Annotated in this window: 17 protein-coding genes; all 17 read left to right on the top strand. The window is 41.9% G+C overall.

From position 1 onward, the window contains the following. The first annotated feature begins 10 nt into the window (after nt 1-10). The 17 genes from G596_RS0101920 to G596_RS0101840 all read left to right on the top strand — a co-directional run bounded on the left by G596_RS0101920 (nt 11) and on the right by G596_RS0101840 (nt 15,132). Entirely contained in the window at nt 11-784 is a 774-nt protein-coding gene (locus G596_RS0101920; protein WP_022760142.1) for a FliA/WhiG family RNA polymerase sigma factor, read from the top strand. 26 nt (nt 785-810) lie between these two features. Further along, entirely contained in the window at nt 811-2,394 is a 1,584-nt protein-coding gene (locus G596_RS20540; protein ID WP_022760141.1) for a DUF342 domain-containing protein, read from the top strand. Between the two features lie 72 nt (nt 2,395-2,466). Further along, entirely contained in the window at nt 2,467-2,826 is a 360-nt protein-coding gene (locus G596_RS0101910) for a hypothetical protein (protein WP_022760140.1), read from the top strand. Between the two features lie 70 nt (nt 2,827-2,896). Beyond that, the gene (locus G596_RS23360; protein WP_022760139.1) at nt 2,897-4,171 is read left to right on the top strand and encodes a DUF6115 domain-containing protein; all 1,275 of its coding nucleotides are present in this window, start codon (nt 2,897-2,899) and stop codon (nt 4,169-4,171) included. Nucleotides 4,172-4,201: 30 nt separating this feature from the next. After that, nucleotides 4,202-5,005, top strand: a complete 804-nt coding sequence (locus G596_RS0101900; protein WP_022760138.1) for a hypothetical protein — start codon at nt 4,202-4,204, stop codon at nt 5,003-5,005. Nucleotides 5,006-5,229: 224 nt separating this feature from the next. Then, the gene (gene rpsB, locus G596_RS0101895; RefSeq protein ID WP_022760137.1) at nt 5,230-5,976 is read left to right on the top strand and encodes a 30S ribosomal protein S2; all 747 of its coding nucleotides are present in this window, start codon (nt 5,230-5,232) and stop codon (nt 5,974-5,976) included. Between the two features lie 58 nt (nt 5,977-6,034). After that, the gene (gene tsf, locus G596_RS0101890; RefSeq protein ID WP_022760136.1) at nt 6,035-6,985 is read left to right on the top strand and encodes a translation elongation factor Ts; all 951 of its coding nucleotides are present in this window, start codon (nt 6,035-6,037) and stop codon (nt 6,983-6,985) included. A gap of 102 nt (nt 6,986-7,087) precedes the next feature. Continuing rightward, on the top strand, nt 7,088-7,840 hold the full coding sequence (locus G596_RS20530; RefSeq protein ID WP_022760135.1) for a septum site-determining protein MinC: 753 nt from the start codon (nt 7,088-7,090) through the stop codon (nt 7,838-7,840). Between the two features lie 19 nt (nt 7,841-7,859). Beyond that, nucleotides 7,860-8,648: a septum site-determining protein MinD gene (gene minD, locus G596_RS0101880; RefSeq protein WP_022760134.1), complete on the top strand. Its 789-nt coding sequence runs from the start codon at nt 7,860-7,862 to the stop codon at nt 8,646-8,648. 14 nt (nt 8,649-8,662) lie between these two features. Continuing rightward, nucleotides 8,663-8,950 carry a cell division topological specificity factor MinE gene (minE, locus tag G596_RS0101875; protein ID WP_022760133.1) on the top strand — a complete coding sequence of 96 codons (288 nt, stop codon included), beginning with the start codon at nt 8,663-8,665 and terminating at the stop codon, nt 8,948-8,950. Between the two features lie 159 nt (nt 8,951-9,109). Next, nucleotides 9,110-9,547, top strand: coding sequence for a MarR family winged helix-turn-helix transcriptional regulator (locus G596_RS0101870; protein ID WP_026497409.1), 438 nt, complete (start codon nt 9,110-9,112; stop codon nt 9,545-9,547). A 142-nt stretch (nt 9,548-9,689) separates the two neighbouring features. Further along, nucleotides 9,690-11,627 (top strand): NADH-quinone oxidoreductase subunit 5 family protein, encoded by a 1,938-nt coding sequence (locus tag G596_RS0101865; RefSeq protein WP_022760131.1) that lies wholly within the window; start codon nt 9,690-9,692, stop codon nt 11,625-11,627. Then, a complete protein-coding gene (locus G596_RS0101860) occupies nt 11,627-12,493 on the top strand; it encodes a respiratory chain complex I subunit 1 family protein (RefSeq protein ID WP_022760130.1) in 867 nt (288 codons plus the stop codon). Before G596_RS0101865 ends, G596_RS0101860 begins: the two co-directional genes overlap by 1 nt. Before the next feature lie 11 nt (nt 12,494-12,504). Next, entirely contained in the window at nt 12,505-13,194 is a 690-nt protein-coding gene (locus tag G596_RS25830) for an NADH-quinone oxidoreductase subunit B family protein (protein ID WP_022760129.1), read from the top strand. Beyond that, entirely contained in the window at nt 13,194-13,526 is a 333-nt protein-coding gene (locus G596_RS0101850; RefSeq protein ID WP_022760128.1) for an NADH-quinone oxidoreductase subunit C, read from the top strand. The genes G596_RS25830 and G596_RS0101850 overlap by 1 nt, the downstream gene beginning before the upstream one ends. Before the next feature lie 51 nt (nt 13,527-13,577). Beyond that, nucleotides 13,578-14,663: a hydrogenase large subunit gene (locus G596_RS0101845; RefSeq protein WP_022760127.1), complete on the top strand. Its 1,086-nt coding sequence runs from the start codon at nt 13,578-13,580 to the stop codon at nt 14,661-14,663. Between the two features lie 28 nt (nt 14,664-14,691). Beyond that, entirely contained in the window at nt 14,692-15,132 is a 441-nt protein-coding gene (locus G596_RS0101840; protein WP_022760126.1) for a 4Fe-4S dicluster domain-containing protein, read from the top strand.

The following is a 15,132-nucleotide window of genomic DNA, read 5'->3' as shown; positions in this document are numbered from 1 at the left end:
CTGTTAGCTTATGGATGAGACTGGAAGAAGTAAGCTTTGGAATGAATATCATAAGAATAAAGCACCTGAACTTAGAGAGAAGCTTATTTTGGAGTATGCTCCGCTTGTGAAACTGGTGGCGGGGCGACTTTCCATGTACCTTGGCTTCAACGTTGAGTATGACGACCTTGTTGGGTATGGTATTTTTGGTCTGATTGACGCCATAGATAAGTTTGACCTTATGAAGGATGTCAAATTTGAAACCTATGCAAGCGTCCGTATAAGAGGTGCGATTCTTGATCAGATAAGGAAGATGGACTGGATTCCCAGAACCATCCGCCAGAAGCAGAAAAAAATTGAGGCGGCGATACATGAGATCGAAAAAGAACAGGGGCATCCTGCGACTGATACGGAGATAGCTTCGAAACTCGGTATTTCCGATGATGAGTATGTAAACTGGCAGAATCAGATGAAGGTTACCGGCGTTGTTTCTCTGAATGAATTTATGGAACAGGGAAGCGATGTTCCGGAGGATACCAATAATCTTGCCTCGAGTTTTGAAAAACCCGAGGAAGCAATTGAAAAAGAAGAACTTAAGAAGATGCTTGCCGAAAGTCTGGCTCTTCTTACCGATAAAGAGAAGAAAGTTATTCTTTTATATTATTACGAAGAACTGACACTAAAGGAAATAAGCAATGTGCTTGAGGTTTCCGAGTCCAGAGTTTCACAGTTGCACACGAGAGCTCTGCAAAAAATGAGAGAAAAACTCGGAAAGTACATGGGCATACTTACACAACTTGGCTAAAGGGGCTAATTGACAGGAGGGTATGAATGAACGGTTATTTTCAACTAATCACTATGCCCACTACGACCGGTATAAAGGTTTTTCCGCCTACAGATTTCGGAGAAACCCTTCAATATGATGATATCAAGGAATACCTTGATGAAAGATCAATAAGCTATAGACCACAAGTGCTGAACGAGGCTGTTACGCAAGCGACAGGAGAGCTTGTTGTTTTAAATGACAACGCGGCTTTCCCGGAAAGAGAGAGCTACAGGCTCACTATTTCCCGTGACCGTATGGAGGCCTCGGCATTTTTTTATGCGCCTTCCGAAGGTGCAGAGGAGATGACCCCTAAGGAGTTTATCGAAGATCTTGCGTACAGAAATATTGTATTTGGGATAGATTCTGAAGCTATAAGCAACTATTTCTCTGATAGAGAATATTGCAAGGAAATCGTGGTGGCAAAAGGGTCAAAAACAAGAGAAGGGACCAATGCGAAGGTTGATTATACCTTCAAGGCGGATTTGCATGCGAAACCCACTATGCGTGAAGACGGCAGTGTTGACTATTTTAATCTGAATATTATTAACCATGTACATAAAGGCGAGCAGCTTGCCATACTAACGCCCGAAGATCCCGGAGATCCCGGACAGAATATTTATGGCGAGATTTTGAATCCTCATCCCGTAAAGGCATTAAAGCTTGTTCCGGGCAAAAATACTTATCTTTCCGAGGATGGGCTCGTTTTATATGCTGATGCAGATGGGCATGTCACTTTGAAGGACGGTAAAGTTACGGTAAGTAACGTTATAGAGTTTGAAAACGTTGATGTCTCGACGGGAAATATAAATTATGACGGAAGTGTGGTAGTAAAAGGAACTGTAGCATCAGGTTTTTCAATTAAAGCAGGTGCAAATATTATCGTAAAAGGTGTTGTTGAAGGTGCCAGCTTAAATGCCGGAAGCGATATTATTCTGGAACGCGGCATTAACGGTATGGGTAAAGGAGAAATAAAGGCCGGAGGTAATATTGTTACCAAGTTTATTGAAAATTCGAAAGTAACTGCGAAAGGAAGTGTTACAAGCGAGAGTATCCTTCATTCAAATGTTTCTTCCGGAACGGAAATCAACGTTTCCGGTAAAAAGGGATTTATTGCGGGCGGCAGAGTTACAGCTACTGATAAGATAACTGCAAAGGATCTTGGAAGTGATATGGGAGCCACAACCATTATTGAAGTTGGTGCGGATCCCAACATAAAAGTAAGAATAAGGGAACTTCAAAAGGCAGTTGCGGATTCGACCAAGCGTCTGGTTACTATAAAGCCAACCGTTGAGTCCATTACAAAAAGACTTAGAACAGGCGGACAGCTTTCGCCGGAACAGACCAGACAGGCTCAGCAGCTTATCACAATGAATAAAGTTCTGGTATCTCAGATTGAGAAGAACAATAAAGAACTTGAGCAGCTTCAGCAAAAGCTTGCGGATTCAAAGGATGCTTACGTCGTAGTTGAAGGGACGGCATATCCGGGAATTACAATTCATATCGGTGATCAGCAGACTACGCTCAAAACAGAATCTACTTATTGCAGATTCGAACTTAGGGATGGATATGTAAAAACCGGGCCAATATAAGGTTTTTTGCGTTTTGGTACGATATAATAATTATAGAAAGGGGAGATATATTGCGGGAGAAGGGAGGTAAATATGTCGATTAACAGAATTGATTTTCAGGGCAATGTTTTAAGAACTAACGATTTTTCACAGATTAAGCAAAATGAAGACAACAAGGTCTTCACTGATCAGAATGCCTTCCAGACCGAGTTCAACAAAGAAGTTGATCAGAAGTCCAATTCTGTGATTAAGAAAGAAGACGTCTCCCAGCAGGAAAAAGAAAAACACGATGCCAAAGAAAAAGGAAAAAATGAGTACTTTGGAAATGGCGGAAAAGGTAAAAACAAGTATAGAACTCCCGAGGAGCTTGAAAAGCTGTCTGAAACCCTTATAGGGGCCGATGGAAAGCCTCTGGATATGCATATTTCCTCGGGGTTTGACTTCAAAATCTGAACACTTTATAATACTAGATAATGTATTTCGTTATGGAGGAGCGGGATACTTTTGCTCGAGTGGGGATGTTATGATAAGTGTCACGGAAATAATTTTAATCGCCGCCGGAGTCCTGGCGGTTATAATAGGGTATCTGATTCCGGGAGGCAAAGAGGCTGCCGGTTTCGATTTTGACAAGACCAATCAGAAGATAAATGATATGGTTTCCAAAGCGATCAAGAATTCTCAGGGACAAATCGATGAGATGCTTGATGATTGCATGGAGGAGGCAATTAATAAGGCCGAGCGTGCAATGGACAGGGTAACCAACGAGAAGATGTCTGCCATAAGCGAATATTCAGATACTGTCATGAATGATATCCATAAAAATCATGATGAAGTAGTTTTTATGTATGATATGCTTAATGACAAGCACAAGAACCTCAAAAACACTGTTTCTGAGGCTAATCGTGCTGCCAAGGAAGTAAAGGAAGCAGAAGCTAAAAGGCAGGCTGAGCTTGAGGAAGAGGCCAAAAAACAGGTTGAACTGGAGGCTCAGGCCAGAGAACAGGCTCTTCGCGAAGAGGAAGAAAGAAGACAGGCAGAGCGTGAAGCGGAAGCGCGAAGAAGAGCTGAGATAGAGGCTGAAGCAAAAAGAAAAGCGGCTGAGGAAGAAGCAAGACTACGCGCCGAGGAAGAAGCCGCAAGACAGGCTAAGTTACAAGAAGAAGCCGCAAGACAGGCCAGATTACAGGAAGAAGCAAAGCAGGCGGAGATTGAGGCAGGGGCGCAGGAGGAATCAGCACCGCAGTTTTCATCACTTGCCGACATTCTTGACAGAGCTGATGCTGCTGCAGCTAAAAAGACTCAGAACAGAGTAATAGGTTCGGAGCCTGAAAGTGCAACCCAGGCTATGTCGGAAGAACTGGAGTATTATGATAACGAGCCAATGGAACTTCGCTCACAATATTGGCCGGATTCAGATGAGAATGATTTTCTTGATGATATTGCTGATGAGGTTATTGAGAACACTCCCCTCGTACAGCCTGAAATTCAGACTGCTGTTGCTGTAGATGATTCTACTGAACAAATCTCAATGGAAGAGGCACCTGCTCAGGTTGAAAAGCCTGCGAAGGTAGTTTCAATTTCCGATGCTACAAGGAAAAAGACTATTGAAGAGGTGGTTGTTCCGAATAATGATGTAATAAGTGATCCCGCTTCAAGAAATCAGAAAATACTTGATATGCATAAGGCAGGAAAGTCAGCGGTAGTCATTGCGAGAGAACTGAGACTTGGCATAGGAGAGGTTAAGCTTGTAATAGATCTTGCCGGAAAACATAAGAAAAACCGCAGTTCAATAATGTAACAGCGGTTTTGGGGGAATGAAAGAGTTATCATGAAACTAAAATATTATTTAAGGGGACTTGGTCTCGGAATTGTCCTTACAGCTGTGATAATGGGTATTGCGCTTGGAAAACGTACTGCCAAAATGAGTGATGAGGAAATAATAAAGAGGGCTAAGCAGCTCGGGATGGTTGAAGCCGAAAGTACGTTGTCAAGCTATTCGGAGACGGCTAAGAATTCGGAGGTAATCGATGAAGCCAATAACACTGCATCCGATTCGCAAGTGGATGAAAAAGGAGAAGAAATATTTGAAGAAATCCACGAAGACGAGTCTGCAGCAGGTGAATCAGTTCCTGAAGTGGATGAAAAGACGCAGGAGAGCGAACCGACTGGAGAAAGCAGTGAAAGCATTTCAGCCGAAGAAGATGTTAAGCTCGCTTCGGATGACGCTTCTGAAACAGCTTCCACAGAAACTCTTCAAGCCGAAGAAACAGGAGCAGAAACTTCAGAAACAGAAACTTCAGAAACAGAAACTTCAACAGACGAGTCAGAAACTGCCCCGGAAGAAGCCTCAGTAAGTGAAGCTGCTTCTGCAAACGATTCTTCTAATGAAAGTTCAGAAACTTCTCAGGTGGCAAACAGCAGTGATACAAATTATGTGATTGTTGTTTTGCCAAGCGGCAGTGATTCGGATGACTGTGCCAGAATTTTAAGAGAGGCAGGAATTATTACTGACGGAGTTGAGTATAATAACTACCTTATAAGTACCGGGAAGGACAGATTTATACGATCCGGAACGAAACAGATCCCTCGAGGTGCTTCCTTTGAGGAGATCACATCAATAATTACCAAATAAAAATGTCTTGTCAAAAGCCCAAAATCATGGTATTCTTATGAAGCTGTGAGCATTTGGGTTTTTTTATGCCCATTTTTAGCTGACAGTGTAGCAAATAAACACGTATTTCCAGATTTCATCCGGTGTCTGACATGGATAGGGTGATAGCTTTCCGGAGGATTTAACGCCCCTTCGGGCAAAAAGAGCAAAGAAATGCGGAAGATTAACCAAATGGAGGTAATAACATGAGCGTTGTATCTATGAAACAGTTACTTGAAGCAGGTGTACATTTCGGACACCAGACCAGAAGATGGAACCCTAAGATGGCTCCTTATATCTTCACAGAGAGAAACGGTATCCACATTATCGATCTTCAGAAGTCAGTTGTTAAGGTTGACGAGGCTTACAAGGCAGTGTTTGAGATCGCATCACAGGGTGGTACAGTTCTTTTCGTTGGTACTAAGAAGCAGGCGCAGGACGCAGTTAAGTCTGAGGCTGAGCGTTGCGGCATGTACTATGTAAACGAGAGATGGCTTGGTGGTATGCTTACCAACTTCCGTACAATTCAGAGCAGAATTGATCGTCTTAAGAAGCTTGAGAAGATGCAGGAAGATGGTACTTTCGATGTTCTTCCTAAGAAGGAAGTTGCACAGCTCAAGAAGGAATATGAGAAGCTTGACAAGGTTCTTGGCGGAATCCGCGATATGAAGAGAATCCCTGATGCTATCTTTGTAGTAGATCCTAAGAAGGAAAGAATCTGCATTCAGGAAGCTGAGGCACTTGGTATTACACTTATCGGTATCGGCGATACAAACTGCGATCCTGATGAGCTTGATTTCATCATTCCCGGAAATGATGATGCTATCCGTGCAGTAAAGCTTCTTGTTGGTAAGATGGCTGATGCTGTTATCGAGGCTAACCAGGGTGCAGAGAACCTTACATCTGAGGAGCAGGTTGCAGACGAAGAGGCTGCAGAGGCTACTGAGGAGTAATCCTTATTCAGAATATTATTTGAAAAATATAATTTAAATATCGTGGAGGATAATACACATGGCTATCACAGCAGCAATGGTTAAAGAGTTACGTGAGTCTACCGGCGCAGGTATGATGGAGTGCAAGAAGGCTCTTACTGAGACAAACGGAGACATGGACGCAGCAGTTGAGTTCCTTAGAAAGAACGGTCAGGCTAAGGCTGAGAAGAAGGCTAGCAGAATCGCAGCTGAGGGCCTTACAAGAATCGCAGTTAAGGATGATAAGACTGCAGCAGTTGTAGAGGTTAATTCAGAGACAGATTTCGTTGCTAAGAACGAGCAGTTCCAGACTTTTGTTGAGGCAGTTGCAAAGCAGGCTGTTGAGTCTGACGCTAAGGATATGGATAGCTTCATGGCTGAGAAGTGGAATGTTGATACTTCTAAGACAGTTCAGGAAGCACTTATCGATATCACAGCAGTTATCTCTGAGAAACTCAGCATTCGTCGTTTCGAGAAGGTTACTGCAGAGAACGGTATTGTAGTACCTTATGTTCACGGTGGCGGAAGAATTTCTGTTCTTGTTGAGGCAGATACAGATGTTGTTAACGATAACATCAAGGATGCTATCAAGAACATTGCAATGCAGATTGCAGCACTTTATCCTAAGTATGTTGATATGAACGATGTTTCTGAAGAGTTCAGAAACCATGAGAAGGAGATTCTTCTTGCTCAGGCTACTAAGGAGAATGAAGAACTTCCTGAAGGAAAGAGAAAGCCTCAGCAGATCATCGAGAAGATGCTCGAGGGCCGTCTCCAGAAAGAGCTTAAGGAGATCTGCCTTAACCAGCAGGTTTACGTAAAGGCTGAAGATGGTAAGCAGACTGTTGCTCAGTATGTTGCTCAGGTTGCTAAGGAGAATGGCGCAAACCTTTCTATCAAGCGTTTTGTTCGTTTTGAGACCGGTGAAGGCATCGAGAAGAGAGAAGAGAACTTCGCAGAAGAGGTTGCTAAGCAGGCAGGAATGCAGTAATATTCCTATCAAGTATTAGATTTGATTGCCCTTGCCGTTATATAACGGCAGGGGCGTTTTTGTTGAATAATATCGAAAAAGTTTGTTTGGGAGGAGTTATAGATGGGGGCAGTTAATCTTAAAGGTACGGGAAAAGGAATTATCCTTGAACTGGATCCCAAGGAGTCATTTGAGATTCTTGTTAAAGAGATTGCTGACAAGTTCCGTGAATCAAAATCCTTTCTGGGAAAAGCCTCTATGGGGATGATAATAAGAGGCAGGACTCTTTGCGACAAAGAAGAGAATGAAATTCTTGATACTATTTCCAATAATTGCGATATAGATGTGTGCTGTGTTATCAGAGATGATCCGGACACCGACAGAATTTTTGCAAGCTATGTAAAACAACCTGTAATTGTACAACAGGAAGAGGATAGTAAACCGGATGAAGAACAGTTAGGGATTGATCCGGATATTATAAAAAAACAGGCAGATATACATACGGGCAATCTGAGATCCGGCCAGGACCTTTCTTTTTGCAAAAGTGTAGTAATTCTGGGGGATGTTAAACCCGGAGCATCAGTAAGTTCGGAGGGCAATATTTTTGTTATGGGGGCTCTTAGAGGCAGCGCACATGCAGGAAGCACAGGCGATGAGAGTGCTTTTATAATGGCGTTGGAGCTTGATCCACTGCAGGTCAGAATTGCCGATAAGATTGCTATTTCTCCGGATTCAGATGAGGGCCCCAGGCTGAAAATGAAAAGTTTTATGAAAGGTCAGACTGACAAAAAAACTGAGGTGGCATATATTTTAAACGGACATATTGTAAAAGATGTTTACGGCGCAGCATTTTTGAGAGATAATCGTTTTATATAAATTTTCTATGGAGGGTTGTATGGGAGAAGTAATAGTCGTAACTTCCGGCAAAGGCGGTGTTGGAAAAACAACAACTACTGCAAATATTGGTACAGCGCTTGCAAAGCTTAACAAGAAGGTTGTGCTGATTGATACCGATATTGGGCTAAGAAACCTTGACGTTGTCATGGGGCTTGAAAATCGAATCGTGTATAATCTTGTCGATGTTGTTGAGGGGAGTTGTAAGGTGAAGCAGGCGATGATAAGAGATAAGAGATTTGATACTCTATTTCTTTTGCCGGCGGCACAAACCAAGGATAAGACCAGCGTGACACCTGATCAGATGAAGATGCTTTGTGAGGAACTGAAACAGGAATTTGATTATGTTATTATGGATTGTCCTGCCGGTATAGAGCAGGGCTTTAAGAATGCTATAGCAGGTGCAGAAAGAGCTATTGTTGTTACTACTCCTGAGGTTTCTGCTGTACGAGATGCAGATAGAATAATTGGTCTTCTGGAAGCTAATGAGATAGGACAGACTCAGCTTGTTGTCAATAGAATAAGACCGGAGATGGTTAGAAGAGGCGATATGATGAGCGCCGATGACGTTGTGGATATCCTTGCTATTGATCTTCTTGGCGTCGTACCGGACGATGAGAATATAGTTATTGCAACCAATAACGGAGAACCGCTTGCAGGTGACAGCACACTTGCGGGACAGGCATATATGAATATATGCCGAAGGATACTTGGTGATTCTGTTCCGTTCCTTGATCTTGATGAGAGAAAGGGATTGTTCGCAGCTATAGCCAGCGTTTTCCATAGGTGATAGGGGGATATGTCATGAATCTGACAGATGTTTTTAAGAAAAAAACTTCCGGTCAGGCAGCCAGGGATCGCCTTAAACTTGTTCTGGTTTCTGACAGGCAGAACTGTTCACCTGAAATAATGGATCGAATTAAAAATGATATAATCGAAGTGCTTTCAAAATATGTTGAAGTGGATAAAGAAGGCCTTGATATTAAGTTTACACAGATGGATACAGAAGGGACAGGCGATGAAAAGAAATGCGTTCCTGCCCTATATGCGAATATACCGATTAAGAATATTAAGCATCAGGTGAAAGAATAAAAAATATGAGGATGCGGTCAGCATCCTTTTATTTTGGAATCAATCATTTAAATTTTGATTATATTTTTATTAAAAATATTGATTTTGACTGGCAATGTGCTATTATAAGATAGCAGTATAATTGCTCGCAATTTAATTTGTTGTTATTTGGAGGGAAAAATGAGTAAAGAAAACTTTGATCAATTAAAGCTTGAGAATCAGCTTTGTTTTCCGCTTTATGCTTGTTCTAAGGAGATAATAAGGGCTTATAAGCCTTATCTGGATGAACTGGATCTGACATATACTCAGTACATCACGATGATGGTACTGTGGGATAAAAAGGAGATGAATGTAAAGAGCCTTGGGGAATGCTTATACCTTGACTCCGGTACTCTTACGCCTGTTTTGAAAAAACTTGAGAGTAAAGGATATATAAAAAGGACCAGATCCAAGACAGATGAGCGTAATCTTCTAGTATCTATTACACCTGAAGGAGAGTCGATAAAGAATCAGGCTAAAGATATCCCTGGAAAAATAGGAAACTGCGTAAAGCTTTCCGAAAATGATGCTAAAGAACTTTACAGATTGCTATATTTGATCATTTCGAAAGTTCGATAAAATTTTTATAAATTATTTGTTTTTTTTATAACAATTTTTTATGAAAAACTTAGTGTTTTGTGGTAGTATATTTAAGGCAACTTTTGCGGTCTTTTGCAAGGGATTTGCATAATATTATTATCCTGAAAGGGGTGGAGAATCTTTGACTATTTCAATTCTAAAAGCAGTAAGTTTCCTGATTCTTTTTCCATTTGTAATTGCAGTTCTTATGTTCTGCATTAAGAATTCATCACTACTGCGCAATTTTGTTGCAATTGTAGGAGGATTCAGTGTTATGGCTACCGCTATAATGGTAGGCATAAGGGTTCTTTCCATGAAGGGAACTACTCGCAATACATATCTGACTGCGACTGCTCCACATGATCATATTATCATGGGAGGAGAGCTTCTTCTCATGGCAATAGTTGTTTTCCTGAGTATTAAGTATAAGAAGTATTATGCTATACTTTTGTCCATGGTGGGTACAATTCCGGTACTTGCGATGGATTTATCAGGTTATGCGGTAGAGGGAGCGCCTCACTTAAGAGTGGATTTCCTCTCAGCAGTTATGATACTTATTGTTGGTATTGTGGGTATCCTGATCTGTATCTACGCAGTTGGTTATATGAAGGACTATCATAACCACCATACTGAGGTAGAGGACAGATCCAATTATTTCCTGGCACTTTTGTTTGTTTTCGTAGGTGCCATGTTCGGGCTCATTGTGTCCGATAATCTCGGATGGATCTATTTCTTCTGGGAAATCACAAGTGTTTGTTCATTCCTTCTCATCGGCTATACAAGAACCGAGGAAGCTGTAAACAACAGCTTCAGAGCACTTTGGATGAACCTTCTTGGCGGATGCGGATTTGGAGCGGCTCTTCTTGTCTGCAATCTTGTTCTTGGTATTTCAAACTTAAGTCAGCTTACAGCACTTGTTCCGAGACAGAATATGTTTGTAATGGTGCCTGTAACACTTATTGCATTTGCTGCTCTTACAAAGAGTGCACAGTTCCCGTTCTCAAGATGGCTCCTTGGAGCGATGGTTGCGCCTACTCCCAGTAGTGCACTTCTTCACTCAGCTACCATGGTTAAGATTGGTGTATATATGCTCATCAGACTTTCACCCATGCTTAACGGAACCTTCACAGGTGTAATGATCACTGTTATCGGTGGATTCACATTCTTTGCAGCATCACTTCTTGCTATCACTGTAAGTGATGGTAAAAAGGTACTTGCTTATTCAACAATTTCAAACCTCGGACTTATTACAGCCTGTGCTGGTACAGGTACTACAGAGGGTGTATGGGCAGCTACAATGCTTATTCTTTTCCACGCTGTATCAAAGTCACTTCTGTTCCAGACAGTCGGCGATATCGAGAACTGCATGCACAGCCGTGACATTGAGGATATGCATGGTCTTATTATCAAGCTTCCTAAGCTTGCATTCATAATGATCATCGGAATTTGCGGAATGTTTATGGCTCCTTTCGGAATGCTAGTTTCAAAGTGGGCTGCTCTTAAATCATTCGTTGATTCAAACTCTGTATGGCTTGTCCTTTTCCTTGTATTTGGTTCAGGTTCAACATTGTTCTATTGGGCTAAGTGGCTTGGAAAGATTTGTACTGTTATTCATCAGTCTTATGAGCTCGAGGATATTACTCCCAAGAGTGAGATGATTTCACTTGTACCGCTTACTATGATGATCATTATCATGTGCTTCGCTTTCCCGAAGATGTCTGACATCATGGTTCAGCCCGTACTTAATGAGGCATTCCACAAAAATATTCCAAATGTTATCGGTGGTTCCGATGTCATCATAATGATGATCATGGTAGCCATGATATTTGCTATTCCTATAGGAAGCAGAATACTTGCCATTGGTAAGAAGAGTAAGATGACTATGTCCTATGTTGCCGGTGTTAATGCCGGTGATGACCGTAATTATATTGACTCTTTCGGAAAGGCAAGACCTCTGTATATGTCAAACTGGTATATGACAGAATACTTCGGAGAGGATAAGCTTCTTGTTCCCAGTATTGTGATTTCTGCAATAATCGTAATCGTAATGCTGATTATAGTTTGCGGAGGTGCTTTCTGATGATTATGACAGTGATTAAGGTTGTTCTTTATATTTTACTCGCACCCATCCTGGGTGGACTCATGGAAGGTGTTGACCGTGTCGTATCAGCCAGAATGCAGAGAAGACAGGGACCTCCGCTTTTCCAGCCGTTTTATGATGTTTATAAGCTTCTTGCAAAGCAGACCACTGTTGTTAACAGTATTCAGGTTCTCTTTGTGATTGCTTATACAATATTTACTATTTTTACAGGTGCACTTTTCTTTGGTGGCGGTGATATGCTGCTGGTATTCTTCGCTCTGTCAATGTCAGAGGTTATGATGGTTCTTGCTGCATATTCAACAAACGGTCCTTACAGTGCGCTTGGAGCAAACCGTGAGCTTTTGCAGATGATGTGTTATGAGCCCATGATTCTTTTGGTTGCCATTGGTTTTTATGAAGCAAACGGAAGCTTTATGGTAAATGATCTTATTCATGCTGCAAACCCTGCAATCATTAAGATTCCCGGAATGCTCATCGGATTTTTGTTTATACTTACAATCAAGTTTAGAAAATCTCCTTTTGACATGAGTACCTCTCATCACGCACACCAGGAGATGGTTAAGGGTCTTACCTCTGATATTTCAGGTACGAACCTTGCTTTCTATGAGATAGCGGAATGGTATGATGAAGTCCTTATGATGGGTATCGTTGCAATGTTCTTTATTTACAACAATCCTATCAGTATCGTTTGGGCTGTTATTGCATGCATAATATTCTATCTCATGGAGACACTGATAGATAACATATTCCCCCGTGTTAAATACATGGCGATGCTTATTTCCAGCTGGGTAGTAATTCTTGTAACAGCCGGAACAAACTTGCTTATCTTAAGTGTAATTAAGTAAAAGGAGAAACTATGAAAATTTCAAAATCACCCTGGGTGTTACATTATGATGGATCCAGTTGCAACGGATGTGATATTGAGGTTCTTGCAACGATGACTCCACTTTATGACGTTGAAAGATTCGGAATTATAAATACAGGAAATCCCAAGCATGCTGATATTCTGCTTCTTACAGGCGGTATAAATGCTCAGACAGCACCCGTTGTAAGACAGCTTTATAACCAGATGCCGGATCCCAAGGTAGTTATTGCCTGCGGAATTTGTTCCTGTGACGGTGGTATCTTCAAGGAGTGCTATAACATTCTCGGAGGTTCCGATAAGGTAGTTCCTGTTGATGTATATGTTCCCGGATGTGCAGTAAGACCTGAGGCACTTATTGATGGTGTGGTTAAGGCACTTGCAATCCTTGAGGAAAAGAGAGTTAAGGTTAAGGAATCAATGAAGCAGGGTTACTGCACAGTTGATTACAGTAAGATTGCAGTTCGTATGAAGGCTGAGGATTATGATCCGGCTACGCAGTATGATGCAGTTTTGACAGAAGAGGCATTAAGAGAGCAGGCAGAGGCCAAGATGGCACAGACAGCTAAGCCTGCACCTAAGCCGGCAGCGCCCACTGCTGCAGCTCCTGCGAAGGCAGCTGCACCCGCAGCACCTGCAACTGAAACGGCTGCGCCTAAAAAGGATGAAGGAGGAAACGCCTGATGAATACAGAATTTAAGATTGTTAAGGCGGAGGAAGTCATCGACGAGGCGCAGAAGCTGAAGTTTGATGGTTACCATCTTATGCAGCAGTGTGCGACAAAGACCGCTGAAGGCTATGAACTTGTATACAGCTTTGGCAAGGCACTTGAGGTATTACAGGTCAAGATAATCCTTGAGAATAATCAGCCCATAAACAGTATCAGTCATGTTTTTCCCTGTGCTTTTCTTTATGAAAACGAGATGCATGACCTGTTCGGAATAGATATTCAGATGATCAGTCTTGACTACAAGGGTAATTTCTATAGAACAGCTATAGAAACTCCATTTAAGTAACTTCCTTGTGATTAGTTTGTGTAAATAACGTAAATAGAAAGAGGAGATTCTATGTCAACTAGAAGTGTAATTCCTTTCGGACCTCAGCATCCTGTATTGCCGGAGCCCATACATCTTGATCTGGTACTTGAGGATGAGAAGGTTGTCCAGGCTATTCCTTCCATTGGTTTCATCCATCGTGGTCTGGAAAAGCTTGTAGATAAAAAAGATTTTCATGAAATGGTATATGTAGCAGAGCGTATCTGCGGTATCTGCTCACTTGGTCATGGACTTGGCTATTGTGATGCTGTCGAGCACATTATGGACCTTGAAGTGCCTGACAGAGCGAAGTTCCTTAGAACAATGCTTTCAGAACTTAGCAGAATGCATTCACATATGCTTTGGCTTGGACTTCTTGCAGATGCATTTGGTTTTGAGTCATTATACATGGAGTGCTGGAGAATCCGTGAAGAGATTCTTGATATGTTTGAGATGGCAACCGGTGGTCGAGTTATCTTCTCCATAATGAAGATTGGCGGACTTCGACGCGACATTCCGGACGATATGCTCAAGGATTTCAGACAGAGACTTGATAGTATTGAAGAAGGCCTTAAGATGGTTAGCAAGCCTTTCTTCGATGATGTTGCTGTTAAGAACAGACTTGTAGGTGTTGGTATCCTTACTCCCGAGAAGGCAGATCTTCTTGGTACAGCAGGTCCTTTCCTTCGTGCAAGTGGTATTGCAAGAGATATCAGATCAACAGGCTATTGCGCATATGATAAGATTGAGTTTGAGCCTATCATCAGCACAGATTGCGATTCTTATGCTCGTACAGAAGTGCGTATCAAAGAGCTCTATCAGTCAATTGATATTATGAGACAGTGTATCGATAAGATGCCTGCAGGTGAGGTTGATTTACAGGTTAAACCTAATCAATTGCCTAACGGTGAGTACATGGCAAGAATTGAGCAGCCAAGAGGTGAAGCTCTTTACTATGTAAAAGCGAACGGTACAAAGTTTATCGATCGTATGAGAGTTAGAACTCCCACATTTGCTAATATTCCTGCACTTGTTGATATTCTGGCAGGATGTGATTTCGCAGATGTTCCGATTCTCGTACTTACCATTGATCCTTGTATCAGTTGTACAGAACGCTAACGCTTATTTAGAAAGAAGGTAGAGAGATTTGAGTCTAATAAATTTTAACGGTACAGTATTAAAAAATCTGTTCTCAAAACCTGCGACTCGTAAATATCCTTTCGAGCCAAAGGTATATCCTGAGCGTACTCGCGGTCATGTACAAAACGACATGGACGTGTGCGTACTTTGCGGTCTTTGTTCCATAAAGTGTCCGACACATGCGATAACTGTTGATAAAACTGAGAAGACCTGGTCAATCAGACCTATGAGTTGTATTCAGTGCAGATGCTGTGTTGATAACTGTCCTAAGAAATGTCTTTCTATGGACACTCACTTTACAGAGCCCGGAACCGAAAAGGTTACCAAGACCTTTAAACAGTCAGAAAAGGCTATTGCAGCTCAGGAAGCACTTATGAAGGCAGCCAAGGAACGTGCGGCAGCCGCAGCGGCAGCAAAGGCAGCTGCAGCAGAGAAAAAGGACGAATAA

The organism is Butyrivibrio sp. AD3002, assembly GCF_000420905.1.
GTDB lineage: Bacteria > Bacillota > Clostridia > Lachnospirales > Lachnospiraceae > Butyrivibrio.
The sequence above is the reverse complement of the archived record's forward strand: the minus strand, read 5'-3'. Positions and strand labels throughout refer to the sequence as shown.